14 protein-coding genes are annotated in these 18427 nt (G+C 32.3%); 7 read left to right on the top strand and 7 right to left on the bottom strand.

Annotated features, from left to right (window positions below; all coding sequences use genetic code 11):
- Positions 1 to 147 precede the first annotated feature (147 nt).
- From CLV91_RS10760 to CLV91_RS10770, 3 genes are read left to right on the top strand one after another with little or no spacing between them, the layout of a single operon-like run.
- Complete coding sequence (locus tag CLV91_RS10760) at positions 148 to 3339, top strand: SusC/RagA family TonB-linked outer membrane protein (RefSeq protein WP_121067696.1); 3192 nt, start codon at positions 148 to 150, stop codon at positions 3337 to 3339.
- 59 nt (positions 3340 to 3398) lie between these two features.
- A complete protein-coding gene (locus CLV91_RS10765; RefSeq protein WP_170146738.1) occupies positions 3399 to 5315 on the top strand; it encodes a RagB/SusD family nutrient uptake outer membrane protein in 1917 nt (638 codons plus the stop codon).
- 17 nt (positions 5316 to 5332) lie between these two features.
- A complete protein-coding gene (locus tag CLV91_RS10770) occupies positions 5333 to 7366 on the top strand; it encodes a SwmB domain-containing protein (RefSeq protein ID WP_121067702.1) in 2034 nt (677 codons plus the stop codon).
- Between the two features lie 398 nt (positions 7367 to 7764).
- Here CLV91_RS10770 and carB read toward each other — a convergent pair whose 3' ends face one another.
- Together carB and rpmH are read right to left on the bottom strand one after the other, a co-directional pair.
- Positions 7765 to 10617, bottom strand: a complete 2853-nt coding sequence (gene carB / locus CLV91_RS10775) for a carbamoyl-phosphate synthase large subunit (RefSeq protein WP_121067705.1) — start codon at positions 10615 to 10617, stop codon at positions 7765 to 7767.
- A gap of 99 nt (positions 10618 to 10716) precedes the next feature.
- Complete coding sequence (gene rpmH, locus CLV91_RS10780) at positions 10717 to 10884, bottom strand: 50S ribosomal protein L34 (protein WP_027067351.1); 168 nt, start codon at positions 10882 to 10884, stop codon at positions 10717 to 10719.
- Between the two features lie 210 nt (positions 10885 to 11094).
- On the opposite strand from rpmH, the gene CLV91_RS10785 reads away from it, so the two are divergent.
- Positions 11095 to 11610 carry a DUF2892 domain-containing protein gene (locus tag CLV91_RS10785; protein WP_121067708.1) on the top strand — a complete coding sequence of 172 codons (516 nt, stop codon included), beginning with the start codon at positions 11095 to 11097 and terminating at the stop codon, positions 11608 to 11610.
- Positions 11611 to 11683: 73 nt separating this feature from the next.
- Here CLV91_RS10785 and CLV91_RS10790 read toward each other — a convergent pair whose 3' ends face one another.
- A complete protein-coding gene (locus tag CLV91_RS10790; RefSeq protein WP_121067711.1) occupies positions 11684 to 12631 on the bottom strand; it encodes a lytic transglycosylase domain-containing protein in 948 nt (315 codons plus the stop codon).
- Positions 12632 to 12677: 46 nt separating this feature from the next.
- Entirely contained in the window at positions 12678 to 13340 is a 663-nt protein-coding gene (locus tag CLV91_RS10795; RefSeq protein ID WP_121067714.1) for an alpha/beta hydrolase family protein, read from the bottom strand.
- 167 nt (positions 13341 to 13507) lie between these two features.
- On the opposite strand from CLV91_RS10795, the gene CLV91_RS10800 reads away from it, so the two are divergent.
- Complete coding sequence (locus CLV91_RS10800; RefSeq protein ID WP_121067893.1) at positions 13508 to 13801, top strand: GNAT family N-acetyltransferase; 294 nt, start codon at positions 13508 to 13510, stop codon at positions 13799 to 13801.
- A gap of 51 nt (positions 13802 to 13852) precedes the next feature.
- Here the strand turns inward: CLV91_RS10800 and mtaB are convergent, their stop codons facing one another.
- From mtaB to CLV91_RS10815, 3 genes are all read right to left on the bottom strand, one after another.
- Positions 13853 to 15181 carry a tRNA (N(6)-L-threonylcarbamoyladenosine(37)-C(2))-methylthiotransferase MtaB gene (gene mtaB, locus CLV91_RS10805; RefSeq protein ID WP_121067717.1) on the bottom strand — a complete coding sequence of 443 codons (1329 nt, stop codon included), beginning with the start codon at positions 15179 to 15181 and terminating at the stop codon, positions 13853 to 13855.
- A 2-nt stretch (positions 15182 to 15183) separates the two neighbouring features.
- On the bottom strand, positions 15184 to 16359 hold the full coding sequence (locus tag CLV91_RS10810) for a GlmU family protein (RefSeq protein ID WP_121067720.1): 1176 nt from the start codon (positions 16357 to 16359) through the stop codon (positions 15184 to 15186).
- Between the two features lie 84 nt (positions 16360 to 16443).
- On the bottom strand, positions 16444 to 16716 hold the full coding sequence (locus tag CLV91_RS10815) for a type B 50S ribosomal protein L31 (RefSeq protein ID WP_121067723.1): 273 nt from the start codon (positions 16714 to 16716) through the stop codon (positions 16444 to 16446).
- Positions 16717 to 16886: 170 nt separating this feature from the next.
- On the opposite strand from CLV91_RS10815, the gene CLV91_RS10820 reads away from it, so the two are divergent.
- Together CLV91_RS10820 and CLV91_RS10825 are read left to right on the top strand one after the other, a co-directional pair.
- Entirely contained in the window at positions 16887 to 17411 is a 525-nt protein-coding gene (locus CLV91_RS10820) for a DUF4199 domain-containing protein (RefSeq protein ID WP_121067727.1), read from the top strand.
- Between the two features lie 35 nt (positions 17412 to 17446).
- Positions 17447 to 18406: a glycosyltransferase family 2 protein gene (locus tag CLV91_RS10825; protein ID WP_121067730.1), complete on the top strand. Its 960-nt coding sequence runs from the start codon at positions 17447 to 17449 to the stop codon at positions 18404 to 18406.
- Positions 18407 to 18427: the final 21 nt, after the last annotated feature.

Genomic DNA, 18427 nt, shown 5'->3' on the forward strand with positions numbered 1-18427 from the left:
TCAAAAAAACCATTAATAAAATATCAAATTAAAAAATTTTAACTCTTTTTAACATATAAGTCATATGTTCTAAAATCTAAGACATATGAAAGGTATATAATTACAATTTTAACAAACATTTGTAACTCTAACTTAAAAAGAATTAATATGAAATTTAGTTTAAAAAGAAATTTACATTTCGAGACCAAGCAATGGCTGCTTGTATTCGTATGTATTTTTAGTTTTATTACTCTTCAAGCGCAACAAAAAAATGTAAAAGGTACTGTAAGTGACAATAGTGGTCCTTTACCTGGTGTAAGTATTTTTGTAAAAGGAACATCTAATGGTGTTGTTTCTGATTTTGATGGTAATTATTCTATTAATGCAAACGACAGTGATATTTTAGTTTTTAGTTACATTGGTTTTTCCTCCAAAGAAATTAATGTTAAAAACCAAACTGTAATAAATGTATCTTTAGTAGAAGACGTATCGCAGCTAGAAGAAGTAGTTGTTATTGGATACGGAACTCAAAAGAAAAAAGAAGTTACTGGAGCTGTAGTTTCAGTAAAAAATGAAGAATTAGCAAAAACAACAACATCTGATATTGGTGCTGCCCTTCAAGGACAAATTGCCGGTGTAAACATTACATCTGCCTCTGGTGCTCCTGGTGAAGAAGCCAATATCCTAATACGTGGATTTAGCTCATTAATAGATGGGCAAAATGGTCCTTTATATGTTGTTGATGGTATTCCTTTTGATTCTGACCCACAACTAAGTATTAGTGAGATAGAATCTATAGATGTATTAAAAGATGCGGCATCTGCATCTATATATGGTACACGTGGTGCTGGTGGTGTTATCCTTATTACAACAAAAAAGGGTAAAGTAGGCCAAATGAGTATTCGATTAAATTCTGAATACGGTATTCAAAAAATCACATCTGACTTTGATGCTATGACCAGCGAAGAGTATTCTTACTTGCACTTATTAAGAGGAGCATTAAACACCGATAAACCACAAGGCGGTGTAGATGGTGACATTCATAGAAATGCTAGTTATTTTACAAATAACACCAATATTGGAGATGTTCTTTTGAATGATAATGCTCCTATTCAAAACCATTCTGTAAACGTTTCTGGTGGTAGAGATGGACTAACATACAGTTTTAATGGTAACTTTTTTGAACAAGAAGGTGGATTTTATAGTTCTAATGCTAAAAGATTTAATATTCGTTCTAACACAGAGTTCATTAAAGGAAAATGGAAAATTAGTACTGGTATAACGGCAAAAAGAGATGAAAGATTGGTTCCTTTTTCAGGAATGATAAATAGAATATACCAATACCGTCCTTTTCAACCAGAAATTAGTTTAGATACTGATGCTATAGCTAATATTTCTCAAGTTAGTTTAGATGACCCAACCAATGATTGGCAACTTAATGAAGCAAGAAGACTTGCAAACGCAGTTAGGACTATAAAAACAGATGATCAAAGAAACAGTAATAGTTATACTGGTAATATTCAGTTCGATTATAGTATGCTTAAAAATTTAACCTTAACTGCTAGATTTGGAGCAACCTATACGGATCAGAAATGGGAGAAAATAATTCCAAGGTTTGATATTTTTAATACAGAAGGAGAATTAATTTCTAATCCTGATAATATTACATCAAACCAACTTACCGATATAACGTCGTCTAAAATAACATCGGAGCAATTTTTAAACTACAAAAATAGTTTTGGTAAACACAACATAAGTCTTTTAGCTGGTACTTCTTTTGAAAAATCAAAAAATGAACGCTATCAACTAGAAGTAAGGAACAATTTACACCCTTCTGTAACTGTTGTTGATAATTATGAATTAATCTGGGATGTAGAATCTGGTGGTTTCGATTTTGAAAGAACACTTATAGGAAATATTGGTAGAATACAATATAACTATGATGGTAAATATATATTGAGCGCTAGTGGTCGTTATGATGGGTCTTCACAATTTTCTGACGGACAAAAATGGGGATTCTTCCCTTCTGTTTCTATTGGTTGGAATATTTCGGATGAAAAATTTTGGGAACCTTTAAAAGAAGTCGTTAATACTTTTAGAATGAGAGCTGGTTATGGTACTACCGGTAATGACAGGTTTGCTGCGTACAGTAACCAAACAGTTGTAGAAACTGGTAGAGATTACGCCTTCGGAAGTAACTCTCCATCTGGAGACCTTAACAACCCTTCCTCTGAAGGAGTTGCGCTAGGAACCACACAATTAGAATTTGGTAATCCAAACTTAAAATGGGAAACCAATGTAGAACGTAACATTGGTTGGGATTTTGCTTTTTTCAAAAACAAATTAACGTTTAGTACGGATTATTATACCAATGAAAAACAAGATTTATTATACCAAGTTGTAAATCCTCCTTCTACTGGGGTATCTGGGGAATTTAGAAATACCATTTTTAATATTGGTAACATGGAAAACACTGGTGTAGAATACGCCTTTAAATACAACCATAGAAGTAAAAAAGGACTTAGCTGGAACGTTTCTGGTACCTATACTAATAATACAAACCGAGTTACAAAAACAAGTGTTAGTAACCCTATCATTTATTTAGACCGAGGTTTTATATCTAATGCAGGAACAGAAGAATTGGTTACTGTTATTACAGAAGGATATGAAGCAGCATCTTTTTTCTTAAGAGAAACTGCAGGTGTAATTAAAACAGAAGAACAGTTAGAGGAATACAGAGAAATAGATCCAAGTGCTAAAATAGGAGAATTAATGTACGTAGACCAGCTAACAGAAGATACTGATAATGATGGAATTGCAGATGCTGGTAATGGTCGTATAGATGATAATGATAAAGTCTATGCAGGTAGCGGAACTCCTGATTTTGAAGCAGGATTAAACTTTTCTGCAAATTATAAAGGGGTTGATTTTAGCATGCAGTGGTACGGTTCTTTTGGAGCAGAGGTATTAAATGGAAGTAAAGCATATGCGTACCAAGTTGGAACACATAAAGATTTGTTTTACTCTTGGACACAAAATAATACTAATTCAGATATACCTTGGTATGATGGAAACAATTCTAGATCTTATCGTGGTGGATCGGACTACTTTTTAGAAAATGGCGATTTTATTAGATTAAGAAATATATCTTTAGGATATTCTTTTCCTAAAAAATGGCTAGAAGGTATTGGGTTTAGCAAATTTAGAGTTTATGTACAAGCACAAAACCCATTAACAATTACTGACTATTCTGGTTTCGACCCAGAGGCAGGTGGTAACGGACTAAGTACACGTGGTATTGACCAAGGAAAATATCCTATTTCTTCTCAATACAAAGCTGGACTTCAAATTCAATTTTAATTCTAAATCAATTGAATATGAAAAATATACAGATACAATTCTTAAAATATATTTTAAAAATGAAAAAGACACTACTAACAAAAATAATTCCTTTGGCACTGCTTGCTATTTTATTTCAGGCGTGTACAGATGAATTAGATCAAGTAAACCCAAATGCGTTGACACTTGATACGTTTTGGCAAAATTCTGGAGATTTAAATGCGGGTTTAAACACCGTATACGCTTCCCTAAGGGATGAAAATGTTCTAGGTATCTTATGGGATTATACTCGTACAGATATTGCTGTACCATCTTCTCAAAGACAAAATGCAACAGGTAACCCTATATATGAACAGACTTTTGATTTAAGTACGGATCAAGTACAAGATAGATGGGATGCATGTTTTAGAGGTATATTTAGAGCTAACCAAGTAATAGATGCTTACAACAATTTAGAAAGCACTTTTACAACAGAGGAAGCGCAACAAACTGGCACATATATTTTAGCACAGGCAAGAGCTTTAAGAGGATATTTTTATTATGTACTACATAGTTCTTACAACCAAGGTTCCGTTCCTGTTTTTGATACTGTTCCTGTGGAATTTGAAGAATTTCAAATATCCTTTTCCTCAGCAGCAGAAGTAAAAGCCTTCTTAATTGCCGATTTACAATTTGGCATGGAGAATTTACCTGCAACTTATAATGCATGGCAAGAAGATGCGGGGACTGGTAATTTAGGACGTGTTACAGGAGGTTTTTGTGAAGCTTTAATAGCCAAAACGTACATGAATGAAAACGATTTTGGTAATGCGGAACCAATATTAAAAAATTTAATAGATAATTATGATTATGCTTTAGTAGATGATTTAGCAAAATGTTTTACCGGTATAGATGAATTTAATTCGGAATCTATATTTGAAATAAACTTTTCCTATGATGCAAACCCATTAGGTTTAGAGGAACAAAATCTTTCACAAAGAATAGCTAGTTTTTTAAATGATGGAAATAGAGTTCATTTTACATCTTGGCTTACTTTAAAATATAGAAATGAAAAACCAGATGAACTTGATCCTGCCAACTTAGTCAATAGAAATATTTACTTAGCTAATGGAGATTTAGATAGCATACAAGAAAATGTTTTAAGAATGTATAGCCTAAGAATGGCTAATTCTGTTTCTTCTGTAGATGATAGAGATACAAAAATGTATGGTGTAGAGATGGCAGAGTATGGTAGAGCTACAACTGCTGCTCCACATGCAAGACAATTTCCTAATTTTATTAAAAAATTCACGTCTTGGAATACAAATAACGGTGGTATAGGTGAAGATGAAAGCCCTGATCGTGATCAAAGATCAGATATTAATATTCCTATTGTGCGTTTAGCTGAAGTATACCTTTTATATGCAGAATGTATGTTAGAAAAAGGAGACTTAACAGAAGCTCTTAGATATATTAACAGAATAAGAAAACGTTCGCATCTTAATTTATTAGGAAATGCATCTGTTGGAGAATATTCCACAGCTACTTCTACTTATATGAATGATATTGATTTAGACCCTTCAAATGGAGAAGAAGCAGTAACTATTGCTAACCTAATGGAGCATTTAAGATTTACAGAAAAACCTCTAGAATTATCTTTAGAAGATCAAAGGCCTATAGATTTAAGACGTTGGGGAGTTTGGAAAGAGCAATTAACTTATATTTCTCAGTTTGAATATGATGCATATCATTTCAAAAACAATGCGATGGGAAAAAGTCCTACAAGATGGAGAAATTTTATTATGCCAGCTGGAGAAGAACCTTCCTATGATGATCCTAACCTGCCTCCATACGCTTTTAGGCTTCCTAATAATATTCAAGTAAACGGAAACCGAAGAACTAAAGAACCATTTTTAAAAGATCACCTATTAGGATCACAGAATTTTAACGAAGATTTACACTCTTATCTTCCTGTTCCTCAAGATGAGATTAATTCTAACTTAAACTGGGATCAATAATTTAAAGAATAAAAAATATGAAAAATATAAAAAACTTATTTAAAGCCATGTTTTTGTTTTCTCTGGCATTTTTTATTGCCTGTGATGACGATGAATATGAAGTACCTGGGTCTTTTGTCGATTTATCTATAACAATGACCTCTGGAGCTTCTGCTACAAGAGAGTCTACAGTAAATGGCTTTTTCTCCTTTAGCGATTTATCTGCTGGGGCTATAGAACAAGAATGGAGAATTCCAGAAAGTGCATTTTTCTTGGAAGGTCCTATTCCTAATAACCTAGATAATCATGATGAATACATAATTAATCCAGGTGAGACAGTATCTACAGATAAAACAGTTCATATAATGTGGACAGAAGGAGATACTTTAACAAAAGTTGGATATTACGGTGTATTCCCTGATTCTACATCTTTTAGATTCCCTGCCTATTGGGATTCTGATTTAGGAGAAGCTGTAGAAGACACTATACAAACCAATTTTATTAATGGTCAATGGATTGCAGAATATGAATTCACTATAGATGTTTACGATTCTGTAGTTGCCACACCAGAAGTAAGAACTTTAGATGAAACCGTTATTGATCATGAGAATACAGCTTCAATAACCTTAAATTTTGGGGATCAATTAATCTTTGAAGATTTAAGTGGTCTTATAGTAGGGAATACTTCTCGTCCTAATACTACTAGATGGAGAGTACGTACTACAGAAGAAAATGAAGACGACCGAACTAGTGTTTATACCAGCAATACTACTAGGTTAGAGCTAGATGAAAGAGTTCTAGATACTATTACTTTTGATGAACTTGGTGATTATAGAGTAGAATTACTAGCGACTAGAGAAAGAACAGAGAGATTAAGAGTAAATGAAGATGAGTATATAATCCCAACTATTATTACAGTTATTCCTTTAGCTGAAGATTTAGTCATAGATAGCTCCCTTCCTGTTACCGAAAGAGATGATGATCGTATTGCTATTTTTGTATCTTCTCCTTTAGCACCTTCAGAAACTAGTCCTTCTGCTAATTTTGATGTAAAAGTAGATGGCACATCAGTCCCTGTAGAATCGGTTACTTTTTCGTCACGTACTAGTGGCGGAGAAGTTGTTGGTGGAATAATTAATTTAACTTTAGACATTCCTTTAGTACCAACAGATGCTTCTAAAACGGTAACAGTTTCGTATGACGGACAAGGTGGTATTACATCTCGAGATTTAAGACCTTTACAAGCTTTTCCTGATACTGCAATAGAAGTTTATGTACCTACACCAATGGTACAAACAGGAGATGCAGTTGGATCTTCAGATCAAAAAATACTAATTCCTTTTGATCAAGACATAGATCCTGCTTCTATTTCTGGAGCAACGGATGCTACTGCAGGATTTACAGTAACATTAAACGGAGGAGCTGGTACAGTTTCTAATGTTGCGGTAAATGCAGATAATGCGAACATGCTAGAGATTAGTTTAGCAGAAAGTGTTTATAGTGATGATACTATTACTGTAGCTTATACAGGTCCAGGAGAAATATTATCTGTAGGCGGTGGTGCTATTAATGATTTTAGTGCCATAGCTGTAACACCGTATGGAGAAAATATATTCCCTGTAAATAGTTTTGATACTGCTGGTTTTTGGAAAAATGTAAGAACAGATGGTAGTATGCTTACTTTTATAGACCCTACACCTGTTATTATTCCTAGTGGAGCATCTAATGTTGCTTATATGAATGATCCAGCAGGGACAAAAACCCATATGGTAAGCTCAGACAACCCAACAACTCTAGAACCTGGAGATTATATGGTTAAGTATAGTTTTTATTTGAACGCTGCGCATGCATCTGCCGAAAAATTATTTGTTGATGGCGGTGTCGGAGAGATAACAACAACTTTAACCAATAGATGGGCAACTTCAGCTAAAGGAACATGGGTTGAGACAGAAGCTACTTTTACTGTAGCAACTGGAGGTGATTTCTCTTTCAGACTTCAAGGTATTCCAGCTCCAATAAGTGATCTTTACATTGATGATTTTCAGGTTTTAAAAGTTGCTTTAAGACCTTAAGTTAGTAGTTTAAGTAGTTAATTCAATTAATACCCCATTTGATGCTCATCAAATGGGGTATTTAATTCTTTACTATAGAGGTCAGTAGATAAATATGCAACAGTAGATATCTTCAACGGATTGAAATTATGCCTTTTAAAAAGATTAACGTTGTCAGTTCGAGAGGAGTCGAGAACTACTCGTTAGTTCTATATTGACTTCGACTTCGCTCCCCCTAACATTTACAAAAAATTTGAGCTGTAATCTAGGTAACTATCTACCGACCTCTGCTTTATTATTTTTCTTTTCAAAAAAAGATAAAGTGGAAATAAATATATAAGTACATATAAATAAAAAACCTGAAGAGTTAAATTCTTCAGGTTTTTTTATCACTTAAGTAATTACTCTAAAAAAGACTATTACTTGCTTAAGTACATTTTACGTCTAGAGTAAAGATTGTAAAAATCATCATCCTTTAAACTATCTATAAATAATATACTTTCCCCTGTACTTTTCATTTCAGGGCCTAAGTTTTTATTTACATTAGGGAATTTATTAAAAGAGAATACAGGTTGTTTTATAGCATAACCGTCTAACTGCGGGTTAAAATTAAAATCCTTCAATTTCTTATCCCCTATCATCACTTTAGTTGCATAGTTTACATAAGGTTCTTTATATGCCTTAGCAATAAAAGGAACCGTTCTAGAAGCTCTTGGGTTAGCTTCTATGATATAAACCGTATCATCTTTAATAGCAAACTGTATGTTAATAAGACCCACCGTATTTAAAGCTAAAGCAATTTTCTTAGTATGATCTTTAATTTGTTGCATTACAAACTCTCCAAGATTAAAAGGAGGTAACGTAGAATTACTATCGCCAGAGTGTACACCACAAGGTTCTATATGCTCCATTATACCAATAATGTAAACATCTTCCCCATCACAGATAGCATCTGCCTCTGCTTCTATTGCGCCATCTAAATAATGATCCAAAAGAAGTTTATTTCCTGGAATAGATTTTAATAAATTAACAACATGCTCTTCTAGCTCTTCTTTATTAATTACAATTTTCATTCCTTGCCCACCTAATACATAAGAAGGTCTTATTAATAAAGGAAAGTCTAATTGGTCTGCTAATGCAGAAGCCTCATCCGCTGTTTCAGCAATTCCGAATTTTGGAAATGGTATTTTTAAATCCGTTAATAAATCTGAGAAACGCCCTCTATCTTCCGCTAAATCTAACGCGTCAAAGCTAGTTCCTATAATTTTAACTCCGTATTTTTCTAATTTCTCTGCTAGTTTTAAGGCGGTTTGCCCTCCTAACTGAACTATTACACCTTCCGGTTTTTCATGACGAATTATATCATAAATATGTTCCCAGAAAACTGGCTCAAAATAAAGTTTATCTGCCGTATCAAAATCGGTAGAAACCGTTTCAGGATTACAGTTAATCATAATAGTTTCATAACCACATTCTGCAGCTGCTAAAACACCATGCACACAACAGTAATCAAACTCAATCCCCTGCCCTATCCTATTTGGACCAGAACCAAGAACCACAATTTTCTTTTTATCGGTAACTTCACTGTCATTTGCAACATAAAGTTCACCTTCTGGAGTTTCTATTTCTGCTTCAAAAGTAGAATAGTAATATGGCGTCATTGCTTTAAACTCTGCCGCACAGGTATCTACAAGCTTGTACACCCTGTTAATATTCATTTCTACTCTCTTGTTATAAACTTCGCTCTCATAACAATCTAACATATGTGCTATTTGGCGATCTGCAAAACCTTTTTGCTTAGCCTCTAACATTAAATCTTTGTTTAATGATGCTATTGTATAAGTAGAAATTTCTTTCTCTAAAAAGTGCAATTCTTCATATTGTTTTAAGAACCACATATCAATTTTTGTAATCTCATGGATTCTACTTAGTGGAATTCCAATTTGTATAGCGTCATAAATAACAAAAACTCTATCCCAACTTGGAATTTTTAATTTGCTAATTATTTTTTCATAATCTCTATATCCCTTACCATCGGCTCCTAAGCCATTACGCTTTATTTCTAAAGACTGTGTTGCTTTATGCAACGCTTCTTGGAAAGAACGGCCTATACCCATAACCTCCCCAACAGATTTCATTTGTAGACCTAAAGTGCGATCAGAGCCTTCGAACTTATCAAAGTTCCAACGTGGTATTTTTACAATAACATAATCTAATGTAGGCTCAAATAATGCCGAAGTAGATTTTGTAATTTGATTATCTAACTCATCTAAATGATAGCCAATAGCTAATTTAGTAGCTATTTTGGCAATAGGATACCCTGTTGCTTTTGAAGCCAATGCGGAAGAACGAGATACTCTAGGGTTAATCTCAATAGCAATTATATCTTCATTTTCATCTGGGCTTACTGCAAATTGCACATTACACCCTCCTGCAAAATCTCCAATACTACGCATCATATGTATAGCCATATCACGCATTTTTTGATAAGTTCTATCTGAAAGTGTCATTGCTGGTGCCACAGTGATAGAATCTCCAGTATGGATTCCCATTGGATCCATATTTTCAATAGCACAAATAATTACTACATTATCATTCTTATCACGTAATAATTCTAATTCGTATTCTTTCCAGCCCATTAAGGCTTTATCAATCATTACTTCATGAATTGGCGATACTTCTAGACCAACACTAAGCAATTCATCAAAATCTTCTGGTTTATATACTATAGATGCCCCTGCGCCACCCAATGTGTAAGATGCTCTAATAACTAAAGGAAACCCAAATTCCTGTGCTATTTCTTTTCCTTTTAGGAAAGATGTAGCGGTTGCTTGTGGAGCCATACCAACCCCAATTTTAAGCATTAATTCACGAAATTGTTCTCTATCCTCCGTTATATTAATAGCATCAATATCTACACCAATAAGTTCTACATTAAAATCTTCCCAAATTCCTTTTTCATCTGCCTCAATACATAAATTTAATGCAGTTTGACCTCCCATTGTAGGTAAAACAGCATCTATATTTGGATGATTTTTAAGAATCTCAATAATAGATTTTGTTGTTAAAGGCTTAAGGTATACGTGATCCGCCATAGAGGGATCCGTCATAATGGTAGCTGGGTTACTATTAATCAAAATTGTTTCAATCCCTTCTTCTCGTAAACTTCTAAGAGATTGTGAACCAGCATAATCAAACTCACAAGCTTGTCCAATAACTATAGGTCCGGATCCTATTAATAAAACGCATTTTAAATCTTTTCTTTTTGGCATGGGTGTATTCTATAATTTGTGTTTCTAAAAAATTTGGTCAAAAAAAAGGTGCTACTCTTAAAAAAGTAACACCTTAATATTTTTAAAATAATGAAATCATTACTTCTTATGTCTTGTTTCAGATGAAACAGTCAATTTCTTTCTTCCTTTAGCTCTTCTTCTAGCAAGAACTTTTCTTCCATTTACAGAAGCCATACGCTCTCTGAAACCATGTTTATTCTTTCTCTTACGCTTAGATGGCTGATATGTTCTTTTTTGTCCTGGCATTTTTTAATCCTTTTTGTTATTTTCAAAATTACGATCCTAACCGTAAAATCTGGGCGCAAATATACAAAGAGTTTTTGCATTGACAAATCTAAATAAAAAAATATTTAGGATTGTTTTTATTACTTTTGCCAGAATATTTTTAAAATGCTGTTTTTCATCAAAGAACATAGCATATAAAGACCTAATTTAAGTAAATAATATATAACTATAATGTTCAACAAAAATTTAAAACTTGTAATTGCCGCTCTTATAATAGCTTATGCTGTATATCAATTTATAGAAGGAAACATTGGAAATGGCATTTCTTTGCTACTACTCTCTTCTATTTTTATTTTTCTTTACTTTAGAAATGAGATTATTTTACTTTCTTTTTTAAGAATGCGTAAACAAGATTTAGCAGGTACCGAAAAATGGTTATCTAAAATAAAAAATCCTGAAGCTGCTCTAACTGTTAAGCAACAAGGGTACTTTAACTACTTACATGGTATCATAAATTCGCAAACCAATTTAACTAAAGCAGAAAAATTCTTTAAAAAAGCAATTAAACTAGGCCTAACAATGGATTATGATTTGGCTATGGCCAAATTAAGCCTTGCCGGTATAGCAATGCAAAAAAGAAGAAAAAGAGAAGCTACCACCCTATTAAGTGAAGCAAAAAAACTTGATAAAAACAAAATGCTTGCGGATCAGATAAAAATGATGCAACAGCAAATGAAAAAGATTTAACTCCTTTACATATTCATAGAAACAATAAGAGCCTTCAAAATGAAGGCTCTTATTGTTTGATTATACCACAGTTTTACATTGCTTTATAATATCCTTTATTAGGAATTTCTAATACATACTTTTTTCTAGAGGCATTATTTAAATGCGCCTCTCTTAACCATGGATTATGACGCTTTAAAATCTTATAATTAATCTCATATTTAGATGCAAAATCTGCAAAATTAGTTACTGGTTCATTTAACTCTACTTTAAAAGTTGGTATTGCAGAATACATATCATCTTTATCTATATCAAAACCATATTTATCTGGATTAGATAATATTTCTTTTATTGCCATAATTCTAAAAACATATCTTCCTGTTTCTTGCCCCAATAACAAATCATAATAATCGTCTACCTTTTGTATTCCTAAGTACTTATTTATTGCACCAGGACCTGCGTTATATGCTGCCGCAGTAAGTGTCCAGCTTCCATATTTTTTATACCATCTATTTAAATAATCACAAGCTACTTGCGTAGATTTCTCTAAATGATACCTTTCATCTACATTAGAATTTATTTCTAAACCATACTCTTTTCCTGTTCCTTTCATTATTTGCCAAAAACCTGTTGCACCTGCATGCGAAACCACATTGGTAAGTGCACTTTCTGCTACTGCTAGATACTTAAAATCATCAGGAATTCCGTTTTTAGCCAAAATAGGTTCTATAACTGGAAAATACTTATTTGCTCTTTTCATTAAAAGCAAAGCATTAGACTGCCAGTAGGTATTTACCAAAAATTCGCGATCTACACGCTCCATTATCTCAGGGTCATTTTGCGGTACTACCTCTTTCGCAAAATTTAAATCTGCAGGTATATCTATAGCTGTAATTCTATAAGAAGATTTATCTACACTCTCCTCTGCTTCAATAGTTTTTTTAAGTTCCTGAGTTTTATTTTCATCTTGTACAGCAAATATTAAAGTACTAACAACAAAAACAACACCCAAAAGCATTAGTATATTTTTTAAAATCTTCATAATTATTATCTATAGTTTGTTACCCAAAGGTATTAATACAACTTTCTTATTCCAAAATAATTGTAGGTAGTTGCTCATTAAACCATTTTGCCCTATGAATTATCATGGTATGCGTCCCATTTTTTACAGAAATACATTTTTTAATGTTTTTTATTGGAAAAACTGGGTCTTTTTCTCCTTGGATATGAATTAAACCTTTAACCTCTTTTTTAGGGTTAAAATTTATTATTTGGTCTATTGCCCAATCTATATAACGTTTATCTCTTACAGAAAGGTATTCTTCATACAGAGCCAAACGTTTTGTAGCAGTTTCACCAAAAGCATATTTAGCTAACAATTCTACATTATTAACCAAACCCGTTGGTAGCAATTTATGCACTCTAGTATATTTTGCAAATAACATTTTTTTAGGTAGCTCTGCTCTACTCTTAACACTTGAAACTATAATAATTTTTCTGAAATTTTTATGTAATGCCATTTCCTGCACTAACATACCGCCAAAAGAAACACCCAATAAGACAGATTTAGGGTGTTTAACCATAGTACACATCTTAATTGCATAAGCTTTTAAAGACATACCTTTATTTGGTACAAACCACTCTAACCAATGTATTTTAAATTTATTTCCTGGCAATTTTATACTTTTAAATATTGACGGATTTGCCGCCATACCTGGCATTAAATAAACATGAACTAAAGAATCTTCCATAGGTATCTGAATAGCTATAAACTAGGATTTTAGCTTTTTTTTTAGTAACTTTGAGTCTTGCACATTAAATACACTACACAAAGTGTTATTTCTTGTAAATGTATGTAAAATTACAACTTAAGAACATTGTAATTTTTAACAAATACCAAAAATTAAAATCTAACTATATGAATGAAGTAGAAATTAATGACAACAGTTTCTTGCGCCAATTTGAAACTACTGTTCAGGGGCATTTAGCAAAAATTGAATATTCTTCCCAAGAAAGAAAAGTTTTTTTAACTAAGCTTGTTATCCCTGAAGGGGTTTCCAAAGAAGGTTTTAAAGAAGATTTTATTAAGGCTGTATTAAACACTATTCAAGAAAAGAATTTAAGAGTTGTTCCTACAAGTCCAGAAATTGCTGGTTTTCTTAGAAAAAACAGACAATACAAAGGAATGCTTCCTATAGGTATTAGAATCTAAATTTTAGATTAAGAAATTAAAAAGTCTCAATAGCAGTATTGGGACTTTTTTTTATGCTGTAATTTTATTTTCCTTAAAATTAAACCTTACCAAACCATCTTCATCAATCTCGGTTAAAGTGACTGCACGTAATGTGTTTACTAATTCTGGATTCCATGGGGCTTTTACTTTTACATAATTTTCTGTAAAACCATGAATATATCCTTCTTTATTTTCCCCTTCAAATAACACAGTTACCTCTTGCCCTATTTGATTTTCATAAAAAGCTCTTCTCTTTTTTACAGATAAACCTCTTAGCATTTTACTTCTTTTATGTCTAACATTTTTAGGAACCACATTTTTCATTAAAGCAGCTTCGGTATTTTCTCTTTCTGAGTACGTAAAAACATGTAAATAAGATATATCTAAACCAACTAAGAAATTATAGGTTTCTAAAAACAATTCTTCTGTTTCTCCAGGAAAACCAACAATTACATCTACTCCAATGCACGCATTGGGCATTGTAGCTTTAATTTTTGCTATTCTATCTACATATAAATTTGTTAAATACCTTCGCTTCATAAGTTTTAACAATGTATCACTACCGCTTTGCAATGGAATATGAAAATGAGGCACAAAAGAATTACTATTTGCAACAAAATCTATAGTCTCATTTTTAAGCAAATTTGGCTCTATAGAAGATATTCTTAATCTATGTATTCCTTCAACAGTATCTAGCGCTTGTACTAAATCATAAAAGGTGTGTTCGTGTTTTTTATTTCCAAACTCTCCTTTTCCGTAATCTCCTATATTAACTCCTGTAAGTACAATTTCTTTAATCCCTTTAGCCGATATTTCCGCTGCATTTTTTAACACATTAGCCACAGAATCACTCCTTGAGATACCTCTTGCTAAAGGTATTGTACAATAGGTACATTTATAATCGCAGCCATCTTGCACTTTTAAAAAAGCTCTAGTTCTATCTCCTATAGCATAACTACCAACATAAAAATCTGCTTCCTGAATTTCACAAGAATGTACCTCACCAAAATCATTTTTAGTAAGATCATTTATATAATCTGTAATCTTAAATTTTTCTGTTGCTCCCAAAACTAAATCTACTCCATTTACAGCAGCTAGTTCTTCTGGTTTTAATTGCGCATAGCAACCTACTGCAACAACAAATGCTTCTGGATTAACTTTTTGTGCTTGCTTTACTATTGTTTTAAATTTCTTATCCGCATTTTCTGTAACAGAACATGTATTTATTACATACATATCTGCTGGTTCAGAAAACTCCACACGTTCAAAACCTTCTTTTGTAAAATCTCTAGCGATAGTAGAAGTCTCAGAAAAATTTAATTTACAACCCAATGTATAGAAAGCTACTTTCTTTTTCATTATTAATATTTACGCCATTTTGCAGTGAGCTCAAAAACTTTGGTAAGTATATTTGCATCTACCTCTGTAAACTCAATACCTCTTCTTGCCATTACAACTTTAGCAACATCAAATGCTTTTTTTGGGGCATAGCTAGTAAAACCATTTGCTCCTCCCCAACTAAAACTTGGTACAAAATTTCTTGGGAATCCAGGAACGTAAACATTTGTATTTACACCTATTACAGTACCTGTATTAAACATGGTATTAATAGCCGTTTTACTGTGGTCCCCCATCATTAATCCGCAAAATTGAAGGCCGGTTTGTTCAAAACTATCCGACTCATAATTCCAAAGCTTTACTTTAGCATAGTTATTTTTAAGATTAGAGTTATTAGTATCTGCTCCTAAATTACACCACTCTCCTAAAACCGAATTTCCTAAAAAGCCATCATGCCCTTTACTAGAATATCCAAAAATAACAGAGTTGTTTACCTCTCCTCCTATTTTACTATACGGCCCAACCGTTGTAGCTCCGTAAATTTTTGCTCCTAACTTTATAGTAGCATGCTCACATAAAGCCAAAGCACCACGGACTATACTACCTTCCCAAATTTCAGCATCTTTACCCACATAAATAGGTCCATCTGTAGCATTTAATATTGCAAACTCTACTTTTGCCCCTTCTTCTAAAAATATGTTTTCCGGATTTATTGCCCTGTTTGTTTTTGATATTGGTTCACTTTCTCTTCCTTCCGTAATAAAATCAAAATCGGCCTGCAGCGCATCTGCATTTTTAGAAAAAATATCCCAGGTATTTTCTATACGTAAAACATCTCCCTTATATTCTATATGCTTGTAGTTAGAAAAATCTACATTTTCTTGAGAATCTTTGGTAAAAAAAGCAATAACATCTTCGTTATAAAAAATAGCTTCGTTTTCTTTTAACTCTTTTACTAAAGCCACAATTTCTTTGTTTGGTATAAAAGAACTATTTAATAAAACATTCTCGTCCATCTCTACCATAGGATATTTTTCTTCCAAATAATCCTCGGTTATGGTAGTTGTTGTTGTATTTAAATATTTTTCCCATTTTTCTCTAATGGTAAGAATCCCAACACGAATGTCTGCAACAGGTCGTGTTAACGTAAAAGGAAATAAAGATTCTCTTACCGTTCCATCAAAAAGAATAAAATTCATGCGTTTAATTTTAATAAAATTAAAAAATAAACGCCCTCGATAAAAATTACCGAGGGCGCTAGTATATTATAAAAGTGAAATATGCTATTCCTCTTCTTTCTTTTCAACTTTTGAAAACTTCTTATACTTGTTCTTGAACTTGTCAATTCGACCAGCTGTATCTAAGAACTTAGCTTTACCAGTATAAAATGGGTGAGATGTTCTTGAAATTTCCAATTTTACTAAAGGATATTCAACGCCATCCACTTCTAAAGTTTCTTTTGTATCTGCAGTAGATTTTGTTAAAAACACTTCTTCATTAGACATGTCTTTGAACGCTACTAATCTATAATTTTCAGGGTGTATACCTTTTCTCATCACTTATAACTTTAAATACTTTTCTCTTAAAGAGCTGCAAATTTAATTATTTTTTGGAAATTGACAATCTAAATCATCAAAAAATAAAAATAATTTATTTTACTTTAACCTGTAACAAATTATCAAAATTCACAACTAATATATTATTAACCACCAAAAATATTTAAAACATGGAAGAAAATAAAATTAAAACGGGTTCATTTGCCTTAACATACGGTCTTATTCTAGGGGCAATTAGTGTAGTTTTTGCATTAATGCTATATTCTGCAGACCTCCATTATAAAGGCGGCGTAATGGTTGGTGTGGTAAGCATGGCCATAACTTTAATTCTAATTGTTTTTGGAATTTATCAATTTAAAAAAGCAAATAATGGGTTTTTAACTTTTGGACAAGGGCTTAAGGTTGGTGTAGGTATTTCATTAATAGGTGGTATCGTAGGCATACTTTTTAATTTATTAATGTCTAATGTTATTGACCCTGAAATGATGACAAAAGCTTTAGAGTTTCAAAAAGGGGAATTATTAGCGAATACAAAAATGACACCTGAGCAAGTAGATAGTCAATTAGAAATGGGTAAAAAGTTTAGCACACCTACTATGCAAGTATTATTTGGCTTATTATTTAGTATTGTTTTAGGCTTTGTTTTTTCATTAATTCCTGCATTAGCTCTGAAAAAAGAAGAAATTCTGAACTAAGTTCGTATTTTTGGGATAGATTTTTAAAATAGCGAATGCAATTATCTATTATTATACCATTACTTAACGAAGAAGAATCGCTAAAAGAACTTCATGATTGGATTGTTACTGTTATGCAATCCAATCATTTTTTATATGAAATTCTTTTTATTGATGATGGTAGTTCTGATGAATCTTGGAATATTATTTCCAAATTAGCTAATACAAACCAAAATGTAAAAGGCATACGTTTCTTTAAAAATTATGGTAAATCGCAGGCTTTACATGCAGGCTTTAATGCTGCTAATGGAGATGTTATTATTACCATGGATGCCGATTTACAAGACAGTCCAGAAGAAATACCAGAACTATACCAGTTAATACAAAATGATGGGTTTGACTTAATATCTGGTTGGAAGAAAAAAAGATACGATTCTATAATCGCAAAAAATATGCCCTCTAAATTGTTTAATTGGGCAGCAAGAAGAACCTCTGGCGTAAAACTGCACGACTTTAATTGCGGTTTAAAAGCCTATAAAAAAGAGGTAATAAAAAATATAAAAGTATCTGGCGAAATGCACCGCTATATTCCTGTTCTAGCAAAAAACGCTGGTTTTAAAAATATAGGAGAAAAAATAGTTCAACATCAAGCTCGTAAATACGGAGAAACAAAATTTGGTATGGAACGGTTTATTAATGGCTTTTTAGACCTAATAACCATTTGGTTTGTATCTAAATTTGGAAAAAGACCAATGCATTTTTTTGGCGCTTTAGGAGTGCTTATGTTTATAATAGGTTTTAGCTTTGCTATTTATTTAGGAATAGATAAATTATTTATTAATAAAACGGGTAGATTAATTACAGATAGACCGCAATTTTTTATCTCCTTAATTGCTATGGTAATAGGAACACAATTATTTTTAGCTGGGTTTATTGGAGAAATAATTGTTCGTTCCAAAACAAACCAAAATAGATACAATATTTCTGAAGAAGTAAATCTAAAAAACAATAAATAACCGAAAATCAAGTTTTTGAAA

Origin of the sequence: Maribacter vaceletii (assembly GCF_003634105.1) — a bacterium.
Lineage (GTDB): Bacteria > Bacteroidota > Bacteroidia > Flavobacteriales > Flavobacteriaceae > Maribacter_B > Maribacter_B vaceletii.